This is a genomic window from Vibrio artabrorum (assembly GCF_024347295.1).
GTDB classification, from domain to species: Bacteria; Pseudomonadota; Gammaproteobacteria; order Enterobacterales; family Vibrionaceae; genus Vibrio; species Vibrio artabrorum.
In genome coordinates, this window is the sequence record NZ_AP025459.1 from 893,541 (window position 1) to 907,408 (window position 13,868).

The following is a 13,868-nucleotide window of genomic DNA, read 5'->3' on the forward strand; positions in this document are numbered from 1 at the left end:
GAATTGGATTGCTTGTGGTGATCAAAATACGATGTTTTTATGATCAAGGGACGATGTAAAACCGGTTGGAGGTGCACATTGCGGGAGATCCACACCATTGAAAATTAGCGAATCACTAGGTGCGTTAAGTGAATAATATCGACTAAACTCAATTTAATAACCTTACTGAGATGGTGTTATAAATGAGAGTTGTGCTTCTGTTTCTGCTTGTATTCTGTTCATCCTCCATTTTTGCTGCATCAGCATTAACCGTTTTTGATCATTTAGGACAAAAGCATGAATTCAGTCGAGAACAGCTACTATCGCTTCCTCAGAAGGAGATCACTACCTCCTTGCCATGGGTAGAGGGAGAACGAGTTTATAGTGGGGTGACGTTACTTGCAGTACTTGAAACAATCAATGTGCCTATATCACCAAAAGTCATTTTTGTGGCATTAAATGATTATAAAGTTGCTGTGCCTCAAGATGATTTTTTTGACTATCAGCCAATTATTGCTATCAAACAAAACGGTAAGTTCATGTCGGTGAGAGAAAAAGGACCGTATTGGTTGATCTATCCAATATCGTCAAACCCAGATATCAACAATGCGGATTTTTACGCCAAAATGATTTGGCAGATAAGAGATATTCACCTGTAGAGGCTTCGACCATGAAAAAGCTGTTGTCCTTAGATATAGTCAAAGTTTTCATTGTATTCTTGTCAGTTATCATTATTACAATCAATATTTATAGTTTTAACCGGGTAAACGATATCAATAAGAGCTTCTCTAATAGCCAAAACGAAGCTACATGGTTTGTATTTCAATTAATGAAAGAATACGCCAATTTTTTGATGGTTAGCCAAAATGACAAGATAAATTATGATGAGTTATGGTTGGCTTACGATCTAACTTGGAGCCGATTTGATATTTTGACTAACAGAAATAAGTCCTCTTTTTTTATTAATTCGACAAGCTTTGATGTTAACTTTATTAAAGAGTTTGATAAGTTTAAAGCGTTAGAATCATCAATTAAGTTAGTCAGTCTCGGACGTTTGCCACAAGAGTCTCTACAGAAAAAAATCGACATTTGTTATCATGCACTGTTAGCAGTGATAAATGAAAAGTTCGCTCTGCAAAGCCCTTTAGTCATCAATAATACGTCTGTTGTCGATAAGTTTGTTAGCGTGAACAAAATCAGTAGTGTATTGATTATATTGATGTTGTTGATCACTGGTGTGGTCTTTTTTATTGATTTTTTCGTTAAACAAAAACTTCTCTCAATTGATTCTCTGACTGGATTTCGTAACCGAATTTCATTAATTGATTTTGCGAAAAACAATTACTCGAAAGAGCAATCTCTTGCTTTGTATTTTGTGCGAATCCGTAATCTCAGTGAAATCAACCAAAAATACGGCATTGAATACGGAGATCTTGTGGTGAGTTCTGCGGCTCAGTCTCTGTCTAATCATGTTCCTAAGGGGACGGTTTCGTTTCGTTTCAGTGGAGGACATTTTGTATTCTTTATTCCAGAAAATGTATATCCACGTAATGAGATAAAGGAGACATTCAATGATGTGTTCAGTGACTATATCTCAACGGGTAACTTGGATCTTATGATTGACGTGGTAATAAGAGAAAAGAGGAATATAAGTTCTAGAGATATAATGGAGTTATTAACTACGATGCAAGCATGACGTATTCCATGCGGCATTTTTGTTGTTTTTCGCGCACTCTATGTTGCTATGTATGGGGTGTTCAACGCAGACTTCCTTTATTTTTTAGTGATACTGATAAGGGTATGTCATTACATTAATGATGTGGGTTTTATAAACCGCTGAAAATTATGGGAAATGTAATTTTAAGCGAAGTTACCCTTTATTAGTAAGGGCAATAATTATTTCATCAGGATCAGTGTCTGAGATAGTATGAGTTTTTAAAACTGCTTGAGCATCATGGTTTCGTATAAAATCAATAAATTGAAGGTAAGTGAGTGGTTTACAGAATAAGTAACCCTGTATTAAGTCACAGTTTGCTTCTTTGAGGTATTGATATTGCCCAATGGATTCGACACCCTCACCAACAACTAAAGTGCCACTGGAATGGCCCAAGTTAATCATTAAATCAACCATTTTTCGGTCGGCTTTATGCTCGACAATGTTGTTGATGAAACTTTTATCTATTTTTAGTTCATCGATAGGGTAATGAAGCAGTTGATTGAAGGCCGTATACCCCGTACCGAAGTCATCTAGCGAAACTTTCAAGCCTAATTCTCTCAAGCTCTCGATAGTTTGCACTGTAAGCTTATTGCTTTTTACATAACTGGTTTCGGTAATCTCAATGGTGATGTTGTCCGATGGAACTTGGTATCGTTCTAGAACTTTCGCTATGTTATCTGAAAAATTGCGATTATAGAGTTCCATTGCTGAAATGTTGATCGACAAGGAACCTTTATAATTGTGTATTTCTGAAAGTTCTTTATAGCTTTTGATTGCTGTAGTAATCACCCACATGTCGATCCTAGATATGAGATTACTTTTTTCTGCAACTGGAATGAACTCATCGGGCCCGGCTTCAATATCAGAGAGACTTGGGCAACGAATAAGACATTCTGCTCCATCAATGTTCAGTGTTTGGGCATTAAAAATAGGCATAAAGCGAAGTTCAAAGTGATCGTTTTCGCAGCACTCCAACAGTTTTTTCTCGATCACATCATGTCGCTCTAATGTATGCAGCAGTTCTTCGCCGTAAACAATACGACTGTTATCATCACTGTGTGATTTGGCTTTAGTCAGCATTTCATCGATACATCGGTACCAAACCTCTTTAAATTTGGGAGTATTGACAGGTAAAACACCGGTCGCGAGTGAGAGCCTGAATCCATAATAATCAAGAAATGTGGTTCCGGTTATTGCGTTGTTGATGTTCTCGATTTCCTCATTTATCCGTTGATGCTCATCAATTTCCAAGATAGCGATAAACTGATTACCTCCAAATCTCGCTAGGGAATAGTCATTGTAACTAAATCCTAATGAGGACTGTTGGTCCTGTAGCGTTTTTCTTATTGCTGTCGCGAGGCTTATCAGCACACTATCTCCGACTTTTGCGCCGTATAAATCATTGATTTTTCGAAAGTCAATGATATCCCAACAAACCAAAAAACAACGTGGACTCATTGAGCTTTTCAAGCGAATAGTGAGGTGGCGTATGAATGAACGTCGGTTCGCTAGCTTGGTTAGTTGGTCGAATTCTGCTTCAAATTTTAACTCGGTCAATGAATCGATGTAAGCGTTCTTGATACTGTCAATTTCACTCTGTCCGGATGAGCGTTTGAAATATCTGAGTTTGTGCCCACCAATGGAGATTTCATGTAATAGATCTTTAAGTGGACGCACGAGTTGGTAGCGAACAATTAGATCGAGGATTAGCATGATGATAGAGAGAGTAGTAAGACTGCCGAATAGTGTATATCTGGCGATGACGGCTTTGTCGCGATTGAACTTTTGCTCTTGAATATTAATTTGCGCGTGCAGGTGCCGACTCCTCATCTGTACATTGATGTTGCCTTTAGTTTGGTTGATGGACTTAATAACGAATTGTGTGTTTTTGATATTAGAAACGTCGTATGAAGGCTCAATAGAGAGTTGTACATGGCGTTGATCATTGTATTTTATCAGCAGGTTTGAGAGTTGTTTTAAAGGACCGTCAGCAATCAAGATGTATTTGTTTGACCGGTGAGTTTCTGATTTGTCTGTTGAGTGTTTATAGGAATCTATGACCTGTACATAAGCATAGCGGAGTTCGCCACCTACCGAGAGATAAGAAAAACCTTGATAAGAAAGTGTGTTGTTATTCGTTAATGATGTGTAGATATCGAAGATCTTTTCATAAATACTATCGGGAATTTTTAATCCCTCAATAGGATCGGGTTTCAATGTAGATAGCGTCAACTTGAACTTAGGATCTACAACATAGATGTGATGTTGCCCGAATTGACTGATGTGGGGTTGGTTTAGGATGTGAAATACGCGCTTTTCCAACCGAGGTAAGGAGGTCGAGTCTCTGGGGCTTTGAATGTAACGGAGGAACGGCAACGAACTCCCTATATCTTTAATTAGCAAGGACAGACCAAGTTGTTCATATTCTGCTGCAACTAAAGCGGTATTAACGTCAGACTGCACTTTGTCAAAGTACATCTGCTTAGTGTGGTTTGATGCGAAATGATAGAATACAGTTCCTGCTAACGTAAAGATAAACAGTAGTATTGGTAAAAGCACTAAATATAGTTTTTTTAATATTGGCATTAACTATCTCAAACTGTCGACAATCCGTGTCACTAATTCAATCGTAGCCCAAAAATTAAATATAGGAGTCTAATTTCAGAACAATGCAGTGCATTGAGTGCGAAAACCTAATTTTTGCAAATGAGAGGTGACCGATATTCCATTGTTGGAGTGTTGGAGTGTTGGAGTGTTGGAGTGTTGGAGTGTTGGAGTGTTGTCTGGGGAACGGTGCGACAGGCAAGTTTCTGACTAAAAAGAGGGAGAACTTGTCCCCCCCTTTCGAGTGTCATTGGAAGTGATAGAGTGAAGGGTTTTCTGACTTATTTTGGTAGCAACACTGTGTCGATTACGTGGATTACGCCGTTGCTCGCTTTAACATCAGCAGCAATTACTTTTGCGTTGTTAATCATGACGGTGCCGTCGTTCGTGCTAACCATTACCGCTTGTCCTTGCAACGTGTCAGCACGATCTATTTTCATCACATCTGCGGCCATTACTTTGCCTGAAACAACATGGTAGGTCAGTACAGCGATCAGTTTATCTTTGTTTTCTGGCTTCAAAAGCATGTCAATGGTGCCATCAGGTAACTTGGCAAATGCTTCGTCTGTTGGAGCGAATACCGTAAATGGGCCTTCCCCTTTTAATGTTTCAACAAGCCCGGCGGCTTTTACCGCAGTCACCAGCGTGTTGAATGAGCCATTTTCTACTGCAACGTCTACAATATCTTTCTTCATACCATGGTGGTTAGCGTGAGCAAAAGCAGTAAAGAATAGGGTGGTAACCATTAGAGTAATGATCTTGCTAATGTGATTAATCATGTTGTCGTCCTTTGAGTTTGTCTGTTTGATTGCGTCTGTTTTTACGAAGGGGTTTGGAGAAGAGATCAATGGATGACAACATTTTCCTACTCATTTATTGTGCAAACGACCGGATTTACTTAAAAAACTTTGTATATTCAAAATGGTAGGGGACATTGGTGCGTTGTTGATCGCCGAAAATTAGAGTCGATGATCAATTGTGAGTTGTTGATCTTTATTCAAATCGGTATAATAGCAATCGTTTGCTTCGTATAACCCCAATGATATGGTTTGGGGGTCTCTACCAGCTCCCGCAAAGTGCTGATTACGAAGGGTTTAGATCACAATAGTGTTCTTACTCTTTGTAATGGCGTTCAAAAATATCCTGTCTATTATTCAGAGTAAGTGCACATTTTAAATTCATAGTAGGTGGAATATGAACGCATTTATTCAAGGGCTTCCCAAAGTAGAGTTGCATTTACATATTGAAGGTTCACTCGAACCTGAATTGCTCTTTCAACTCGCACAACGTAATGGTATCAACCTACCTTATTCGTCACCAGAACAACTAAGACGCGCGTATGAATTTGATGATTTGCAGTCTTTTCTGGATATTTACTATCAAGGTGCTGACGCATTGCGCACCGAACAAGATTTCTATGATTTAACATGGGCTTATTTAGAGAGATGCAAGGCCGATAATGTCATTCACACTGAAATTTTCTTTGATCCTCAAACGCATACTGAGCGTGGCATTGCATTTGATACTGTGATTAACGGTATCCATCGTGCGCTTGAGTGTGCGCAAAGAGAGCTAGGGATCTCCTCTCAAATTATTGCTTGTTTCTTGCGTCATTTGCCTGAAGAGAGCGCCATTCAAACATTCTCCGATGTTCTAAGGCATCAAGATAAGATCATTGGTGTTGGATTAGACTCCTCTGAATTAGGGCATCCACCAGAGAAATTTAAACGTGTCTTTCAGCAAGCGAAACAAGCCGGCTTTCTAACCGTTGCTCATGCAGGAGAAGAAGGGCCAGCTCAAAATATCGTGGATGCGATTGAAATGCTCAGCGTGAGTCGAGTGGATCATGGTGTGCAGTGCATGACAGATGAAGCTTTAATCGAACAACTGATTAAAACTCAAATGCCACTGACGGTGTGTCCATTGTCTAATATTAAATTGCGCGTATTCGATGTGATGGAAGACCATAACATTGTCGAACTGTTGAGAAAGGGTGTGGCCGTAACAATCAACTCGGATGACCCCGCTTATTTTGGCGGTTACATGTCGGATAACTTTAATGCGGTGAGTCAAGCTCATGAGATGACGCACCAAGAGTTAGCGCAATTCAGTTTGAATGCGATTGAAGCGAGTTTTATCGAGGAGTCATTAAAGCGGCGATATCGTGATGCGGTGTTGACCTATATCGCGTAGCTGGGTGCGGTACAGTATCGGGAGTCTGTTGTTTTACTTCACAAATGGCCAGTGATTGCTGGTCGTTTGGATATTTTCAGGTGCGACGGGAAGGGTTATTTTTACATAGTGATTGAATGTCTGTTGGGTTTCAGCATCAGACATGCCGACCCAAAATAGAGCCTTTCTGCTACGGTATCTCTCTGTGATTTGAGATCAAAAAATCCGTGACAACATTGGTGTTATCACGGTTTTATCATGCGATTTCACAGCGTTAGCGAGTGATTATTTAGCTTGTGCTGCTGCCGCTTCTAGTTGCTTAAGTTTGCCTTGAAGCATGTAGGAATTCTGGTTGAAGTTACCAGGGTTCAACACTTGGCTTTGTTGCATTGGGTAGTCAGGTAGTGTGTCCATGAACTCTTGTACTTTGCTGCCTACTGGTACAAATAGCCACATGTTGTCTGCCATCCAGCGTAGGTACATGCCCGATTCGTGCGGTGCTTTTTCGAATGGGTCAGCACGTAGGTGAACAACTTGAGGCCAGTTTGGTTGGAAACGTACAGCATCTGTGATGTTACCGTCCATTACAGCGAATGAGATCTTGAAGTCATTCCAACGAACTGCGTTTAGCTCAGCGTTTGCAGAGAAGTAAAGCATGCTATCACGAGGGCCTTTTTCTTCTTTACCTTGGAAGTAAGGCAGGAAGTTGTAACCATCTAGGTGTACACGCCAGTTTTTACCGTTGTAAGTTGCCCCTTTGTCAGACGCTAACTTCTCAACCACTTTATCATCACCAGCGGCTGCTAGTAGAGTCGGGATCCAGTCTTGGTGACCCATGATGTCGTTGATCTTCGTTCCCGGTTTGATAGTCCCCGGCCAGCGAACGAGCTGAGGAACACGCATACCACCTTCGTAAGTTGTCCCTTTCTCACCGTGGAAGTAAGTAGCACCACCATCAGGCCAAGATACGGTTTCTGCACCGTTATCGGTCGAGTAGATCACGATAGTGTTATCTGCGATCTTAAGCTCGTCAAGCTTGTCTAGAAGGATACCCACTTGGTCATCGTGCTCTAGCATGCCATCGGCGTAGATGCTGATACCAGATTTACCTTGGTATTTTTCCTGTAGACGAGTCCACACGTGCATGCGAGTGGTGTTGTGCCAGATAAAGAAGGGTTTGTCCGCTTTCACGGCTTTTTCCATGAATGCTAGAGACTCTTCTAGGAACTCTTCATCTGCGTGCTCCATACGCTTACGCGTCATAGGACCTGTATCTTCAATTTTACCGTCAGAAGTCGACTTGATTACACCACGAGGGCCGAAGTTCTTACGGAACTCAGGATCTTTAGGGTAGTAGTATGTCTCTGGCTCTTCTTCCGCGTTCAGGTGGTAAAGGTTACCGAAGAACTGGTCAAAACCGTGGTTTGTTGGAAGGTGTTTGTCTTGATCACCCATGTGGTTCTTACCGAACTGAGCCGTCATGTAGCCTTGTTCTTTAAGAAGATCCGCGATTGTTGGAGCCCAATCTGGGATACCGTGGTCAGAGCCCGGCATACCGATAGTCAGTAGACCTGTACGGAAAGGTTCTTGACCGGTTAGGAATGCAGCACGACCCGCTGTACACGATTGTTGACCATAGTGGTCAGTAAACAGTGCGCCTTCGTTAGCTATACGGTCGATGTTTGGTGTTTCGTAACCCATCATGCCGTTGTTGTATGCACTGATGTTGAATACACCAATGTCATCACCCCAGATAGCAAGAATGTTCGGTTTTTCTGCTGCTGTTACCGCTGAAGAAGCGGCCAATAAGCCAGCACTCAATGCCAGTTTATTCATTGTAGTACCCATAAGGACTCCGATTCACTTTAAAGATTAATGCGTTAGAGCAACACATCGTTGGGCAAACATTAATCTTTATAATCAGTTATGTCTTTTTATAGTGGTTATAACTAATTGTTATATTTGCTATCTAAGGGTTTGATTTGAATGGGTTTATGTTGAGTTGTGATTTACTGTTTAGCGTTGTGTTTATGCTGGCGATGTTTGCATACAATGACTTCAGCGTGTCGTTGGGTATTTAGTTGCCAATAAAAATGACCAAAAAGTTAATAGCTTAGCGAATCTCGCGATAGTTTAAAAAGTGAACTATACGTTGTAAGGCAGGATGCAAATAACTTACAAAGAGGTTTTTATGACAGCGAAATATGGCGTTAAACGTCGATTAGCGATTTTGGGTACTGCGATGATGGCGGCTTCGACCACCACATTTGCAGCTGAAAAACCGAACATTCTCGTCATTTGGGGGGATGATATTGGTCAATCTAATGTCAGCGCATACACCTTTGGCTTAATGGGGTATAAAACCCCGAACATTGATAGCATTGCCAAAGAAGGCATGATGTTTACCGATTACTACGCTGAGCAATCTTGTACCGCGGGGCGATCTACCTTCATTACGGGACAAAGTGTGTTACGAACGGGTTTGAGTAAAGTAGGTTTGCCGGGTGCAGACATTGGCTTACAAGCAGAAGACGCGACAATCGCAGAAATGCTGAAACCTATGGGTTACATGACCGGTCAATTTGGTAAAAACCACCTTGGCGATAAAGATGAATTTCTTCCTACAGCACACGGGTTTGACGAATTTTTTGGCAACCTTTACCACCTGAATGCTGAAGAAGAACCAGAAAATGAAGATTACCCAACTGACCCAGAGTTTCGTAAGAAATTTGGCCCTCGTGGCGTTATCAAGTCATTTGCTGATGGCAAGATTGAAGATACCGGCCCACTAACGCGTAAGCGTATGGAAACCGTCGATGAAGAAACACTAGATGCGGCACTTGATTTCATGGATCGCGCAGTAAAAGCGGACAAACCATTCTTCGTTTGGTGGAACGCGACACGTATGCACTTTAGAACGCATGTTCAGCCAGACAGTAAAGGCGTAACGGGAATCAGTAATTATGCCGATGGCATGGTTGAGCACGATCGACACGTAGGCCAACTATTGAAGCAAGTGGATGAGTTGGGAATCAAAGACAACACCATCGTTTTCTACTCAACGGATAACGGCCCTCACATGAACTCTTGGCCTGATGCGGGTACAACCCCGTTCCGTGGTGAGAAAAACACCAACTGGGAAGGCGCATACCGTGTACCAGCCATGGTTCGTTGGCCTGGTAAGATTGAACCTGGAAGCGTATCTAACGAGATCATGCACCATATGGACTGGATGCCAACCTTCGTTGCCGCTGCTGGTGATGACCAAATCAAAGAGAAACTACTCAAAGGTTATACTGCGGGTGATAAAACGTTTAAGGTTCACTTAGATGGTTATAACTTCCTTCCTTACTTAACGGGTGAAGAAGAAAAAGGTCGTCGTTCTGAGATCTTCTACTTTACCGATGATGGTGACTTAGCGGCGCTGCGTTACAACCAATGGAAAGCGGTGTTTATGGAGCAACGTGCAACGGGTACCATGCAAATCTGGGCTGAACCGTTCGTGACGTTACGTCTTCCTAAGCTGTTTAACCTACGTATGGACCCATACGAAAACGCAGACATTACATCGAACACATACTACGACTGGTTGTTAGACCATGCTTATATGTTCGTTCCAGCACAAGCGTATGTTGGCAAGTTCTTAGAAACCTTTGCTGAATATCCGCCGCGCCAAAAAGCCGCGAGCTTTAGCTTGGATCAGGTAATGGAGAAACTTCAGGAATCTCATAACAAGTAAATGATTGTTTGAGTAAAGCTGAATAGATAAAAAGAGCTCTTCGGAGCTCTTTTTATACTCATACCGATGAGAACATTCCCGGTCGTGAATATGAGTCACAACTATCGGGCTCACTGCCACTAAATAATTGTAAATTCGTTGTTTTTACGTCTACCTTTTTATACATAAGGATGTATAAAAACAAGGAATGTTATGTCTGCATGGTTGGGCTCGCTAGTGAACGGATTGAAACACCAGCGAGTTGCAGTATTATCCGCAATCTTGTCTCCACTGATGTTGTTGATACTCTGTGTCAATGCGTATGCCAATGAACAAGTGTCGTCAGTTGGCCGATACGCGCCGCATGCAATATCTCAAGCAAAATATGTCGGTTCCGAAGCTTGTGTTGATTGCCACAGTGAACAAGTCGAAGCGTGGCAGGGCTCTCATCATGATATGGCGATGAAGCACGCTACAGATGAATCGGTATTAGGCGATTTTAACGATCAAACAGTCACACATGACGGTAAACCCAACCGATTTTTTCGCAAGGGCGAAGAGTTCTGGGTCAATATCGAAGGGCCAGACGGCCAATTCAAAGATTACAAAATCAGCTATACCTTTGCCTTTGAACCGCTTCAACAGTACATGGTTGAGTTTGAAGACGGCCGTGTGCAGTTAATTCCCTTCGCTTGGGATTCTCGGACTGAGGGCGAAGGCGGACAACGCTGGTATCACCTCTATCCTGATACCACCAACACTGATGAATTTTACTGGACCAACAGCGGTCAAAACTGGAACTTCATGTGTGCCGATTGTCATTCAACGAATCTAGAGAAAAACTACGACAGCGCGAGCAACACTTATAATACTACTTGGTCGGAGATTAACGTCGGTTGTGAAGCCTGTCATGGCCCTGCGAGTGAGCATGTTGAACAGGCCCAGCAAACAAATAACCAGCTAGCCAAAGCCAACGGTGGAAAGGATGTTCAAGTCTCGGCGCATTATGGCTTTGATCGTGACTTGTCGAAGTCGGTCAAAGAGTGGATCTATCAAGAGGGTAATTCAACCCTGCAACCAAAAGACATCGTCCATACCAATCAAGTTCAAACCTGTGCTCAATGCCACAGCCGACGCACTCAGTTGAATGAAACGGGTGACCACGTGAACGAGTCATTCTTTGATAAGTATCGCCTGAGCTTAATTACTCCTGAGCTTTACCATAACGATGGTCAAATCTACGATGAAGATTATGTCTACGGATCTTTCCTTCAATCAGTGATGGCTGAAAAAGGCGTCACTTGTACTAACTGCCACGATCCCCATACCGCAGAACTAAAAATTGCGGAAGAAGCCGTGTGTAGCCAATGTCACATTGCATCAGAATATACGCCTGAGAAGCACACATTCCACGAAGCGAATACAGAGGCTTCACAATGTACGACTTGTCACATGCCAGAGACGACTTACATGGAGGTCGACCCAAGACGTGACCACAGTTGGCATATCCCACGTCCTGATATTAGCCAACACATCAAAACGCCGAACGTGTGTACTAGCTGTCATGAAGATCAAACTGACCAGTGGGCCGATAAGCAAATCGGTGAGTGGTTCCCTGATTCTAAGTATCGTAACCAGCAGCATTTTGCCGTGGCCTTTTATGCTGACTCAATAGGGCACCGAGGGGCAGAGGATGCGTTGGCGTATTCGGCTCAGGATTCCAGCTTAAGCAATATCATTCGAGCATCGAGCTTAGAACGTTTGGGCGGTAATACGGGCAAGAATACGCTGATCTCGCTGGCAAGAGCGGTGAAACACGATAATGAAATGATCCGTTTGGGTGTGGTGCAAGGCTCGTCTGGTTTCCCATTTACTGACCGTTGGCAGATTCTAGAACCGCTATTGAAAGACCCTGTATTGTCGATTCGTTCAGAAACCGCAGGCGCATTAGTGCGTTATTGGGGAGAAATGAACCCTCTGCAGAAAGACCAAATCAAGCCTGCATTGGAAGAGTACATTGAAATACAGCAATTTAATGCCGACAGAGGATTTGGACGTACTAACCTAGGCAACGTTTACCGGGATTTAGGTCAGCACGACAAAGCGATTGAGTTTTATCTAGGCGCTATCGAGATTGAGCCTTATTTCGAAAACAGCTACGCCAATTTAGCGGATTTGTATCGAGCGCAAGGTAACGAGGCAAAAGCGTTGTCGACCTTGAAGCAAGGTATTGAAGCTCAGCCTAAATCGAGTGTTTTGCCATACAGCACAGGATTGTCTCTGCTTCGTGTGAAAGATTACGAACAAGCAACGGACTACCTTAAACAAGCCGCTGAAACTGCGCAAACCAACCCTCAATATTGGTATGTGTACGGATTGGCTTTGGAAAAATCGGATGTGCTTGCGGCAAGTCAATCACTGCACAAGGCTTACCAATTTAGCCGCAATCCACAGCACCTGTATGCCCAGTGTGAAGTGTTGGCGCGAAACAGCCATATACCGGGCGTACCAAAGGCGTTTGAGCAATGTATTTCATCATTGAGCAAAGTGGCACCGCCGGAGGCCATTAACCAGTTGAAAGCTAGGTTTAAATAAAGCGATGAGGTGAGCTTGGCTATCGAGCTTATAACTAATAGTTATGGGGCTTGTGAGTAGGATGTACGCAGCCAGATTGAATTAAGGGAAGACCTATGAACCATGCGCAACAAGCAATAAACCAACTGATTGAACAAACAGAGAAAAGTGTTATCGGTCAGAGCCACGTCGTTCGGGCTCTGGTGATAGGGTTATTGACTAATGGGCACGTGCTTTTAGAGGGACTTCCCGGTACAGCGAAAACTCGCTCAGTAAAATCGCTGGCGAATCTATTGAACACCAGTTTTGGTCGAATTCAGTTTACGCCAGACCTGCTGCCATCTGATGTGACGGGCACGGAGGTGTATCAGGAGCTTGATGGCAAGCCTCAACTGCATTTCCAACCGGGTCCTATTTTTAACAGCATTGTATTAGCCGATGAAGTGAACCGTGCGCCTGCTAAAGTACAGGCTGCTCTGCTTGAAGCGATGGCGGAAGGGACGATTACGGTAGGTGGTCAAACTCACATCTTGCCAGATCTGTTTATGGTGTTGGCCACTCAAAACCCAGTTGAACAAGAAGGTACGTATCCACTGCCTGAAGCACAAATGGACCGTTTCATTATGAAAGTGACGGTTGACTATCCAGAAGATCAAGCTGAACGCGACATCATTCGATTGGTCCGCAGTGAAGAGTTGGGTAGCGAAACCAGTTCGGAATTAGTCACACCACAACATATTCAACCTGAGTTGGTGCTTGAGGCTCGCCGCCAACTTCCAGATATTGCGGTTTCCGATTTAGTTGAGAACTACATTGTGGCCTTGGTCATGGCGACACGAAAACCTGAACGTTATCCAGAATCCAATCTATCAAAATGGATTGAGATTGGCTCAAGCCCGCGTGCTTCCATCGCATTGGATAAATGTGCTCGCGCTTATGCATGGCTGCAAGGGCGTGACCACGTCACGTTGGACGATGTGCGTGCCATGTTGCCAACCGTATTGGGCCACCGATTCTCGTTGTCTTACGACGCATTGGCCGATGGCATTGACCATCAAAGAGTGGTTGAAGAACTGCTCGATAATGTTGAGATCGGATAACTAG

The 13,868-nt window shown here is 43.0% G+C and carries 9 protein-coding genes and 1 riboswitch; of the genes, 6 read left to right on the forward strand and 3 right to left on the reverse strand.

Annotated elements, in window-relative coordinates; genetic code table 11:
* Positions 1 to 182 precede the first annotated feature (182 nt).
* Positions 183 to 638: a hypothetical protein gene (locus tag OCU36_RS18115; RefSeq protein WP_261839896.1), complete on the forward strand. Its 456-nt coding sequence runs from the start codon at positions 183 to 185 to the stop codon at positions 636 to 638.
* Between the two features lie 11 nt (positions 639 to 649).
* A complete protein-coding gene (locus OCU36_RS18120; protein ID WP_261839897.1) occupies positions 650 to 1,675 on the forward strand; it encodes a GGDEF domain-containing protein in 1,026 nt (341 codons plus the stop codon).
* A gap of 174 nt (positions 1,676 to 1,849) precedes the next feature.
* Here the strand turns inward: OCU36_RS18120 and OCU36_RS18125 are convergent, their stop codons facing one another.
* Both OCU36_RS18125 and OCU36_RS18130 read right to left on the reverse strand, forming a co-directional pair.
* Positions 1,850 to 4,282, reverse strand: coding sequence for a putative bifunctional diguanylate cyclase/phosphodiesterase (locus tag OCU36_RS18125; RefSeq protein WP_261839898.1), 2,433 nt, complete (start codon positions 4,280 to 4,282; stop codon positions 1,850 to 1,852).
* 299 nt (positions 4,283 to 4,581) lie between these two features.
* Positions 4,582 to 5,079, reverse strand: coding sequence for a fasciclin domain-containing protein (locus tag OCU36_RS18130; protein WP_261839899.1), 498 nt, complete (start codon positions 5,077 to 5,079; stop codon positions 4,582 to 4,584).
* 227 nt (positions 5,080 to 5,306) lie between these two features.
* Positions 5,307 to 5,406: riboswitch (purine riboswitch) on the forward strand.
* Positions 5,407 to 5,494: 88 nt separating this feature from the next.
* Here OCU36_RS18130 and OCU36_RS18135 point away from each other — a divergent pair.
* On the forward strand, positions 5,495 to 6,493 hold the full coding sequence (locus OCU36_RS18135) for an adenosine deaminase (RefSeq protein ID WP_261839900.1): 999 nt from the start codon (positions 5,495 to 5,497) through the stop codon (positions 6,491 to 6,493).
* A 264-nt stretch (positions 6,494 to 6,757) separates the two neighbouring features.
* Here OCU36_RS18135 and OCU36_RS18140 read toward each other — a convergent pair whose 3' ends face one another.
* On the reverse strand, positions 6,758 to 8,320 hold the full coding sequence (locus OCU36_RS18140) for an arylsulfatase (RefSeq protein WP_261839901.1): 1,563 nt from the start codon (positions 8,318 to 8,320) through the stop codon (positions 6,758 to 6,760).
* Between the two features lie 343 nt (positions 8,321 to 8,663).
* On the opposite strand from OCU36_RS18140, the gene OCU36_RS18145 reads away from it, so the two are divergent.
* The 3 genes from OCU36_RS18145 to OCU36_RS18155 all read left to right on the forward strand — a co-directional run bounded on the left by OCU36_RS18145 (position 8,664) and on the right by OCU36_RS18155 (position 13,864).
* Positions 8,664 to 10,211: an arylsulfatase gene (locus OCU36_RS18145; protein ID WP_261839902.1), complete on the forward strand. Its 1,548-nt coding sequence runs from the start codon at positions 8,664 to 8,666 to the stop codon at positions 10,209 to 10,211.
* 192 nt (positions 10,212 to 10,403) lie between these two features.
* A complete protein-coding gene (locus tag OCU36_RS18150) occupies positions 10,404 to 12,785 on the forward strand; it encodes a tetratricopeptide repeat protein (RefSeq protein WP_261839903.1) in 2,382 nt (793 codons plus the stop codon).
* A gap of 95 nt (positions 12,786 to 12,880) precedes the next feature.
* Entirely contained in the window at positions 12,881 to 13,864 is a 984-nt protein-coding gene (locus OCU36_RS18155) for an AAA family ATPase (protein WP_261839904.1), read from the forward strand.
* Positions 13,865 to 13,868 lie beyond the last annotated feature (4 nt).

What these genes read in the sequence shown, in the direction of transcription:
- OCU36_RS18115 (WP_261839896.1), top strand. Translation starts at nt 183, where the DNA reads ATGAGAGTTGTGCTTCTGTTTCTGCTTGTATTCTGTTCATCCTCCATT.
- OCU36_RS18120 (WP_261839897.1), top strand. Translation starts at nt 650, where the DNA reads ATGAAAAAGCTGTTGTCCTTAGATATAGTCAAAGTTTTCATTGTATTC.
- OCU36_RS18125 (WP_261839898.1), bottom strand. Translation starts at nt 4,282, where the DNA reads ATGCCAATATTAAAAAAACTATATTTAGTGCTTTTACCAATACTACTG.
- OCU36_RS18130 (WP_261839899.1), bottom strand. Translation starts at nt 5,079, where the DNA reads ATGATTAATCACATTAGCAAGATCATTACTCTAATGGTTACCACCCTA.
- OCU36_RS18135 (WP_261839900.1), top strand. Translation starts at nt 5,495, where the DNA reads ATGAACGCATTTATTCAAGGGCTTCCCAAAGTAGAGTTGCATTTACAT.
- OCU36_RS18140 (WP_261839901.1), bottom strand. Translation starts at nt 8,320, where the DNA reads ATGGGTACTACAATGAATAAACTGGCATTGAGTGCTGGCTTATTGGCC.
- OCU36_RS18145 (WP_261839902.1), top strand. Translation starts at nt 8,664, where the DNA reads ATGACAGCGAAATATGGCGTTAAACGTCGATTAGCGATTTTGGGTACT.
- OCU36_RS18150 (WP_261839903.1), top strand. Translation starts at nt 10,404, where the DNA reads ATGTCTGCATGGTTGGGCTCGCTAGTGAACGGATTGAAACACCAGCGA.
- OCU36_RS18155 (WP_261839904.1), top strand. Translation starts at nt 12,881, where the DNA reads ATGAACCATGCGCAACAAGCAATAAACCAACTGATTGAACAAACAGAG.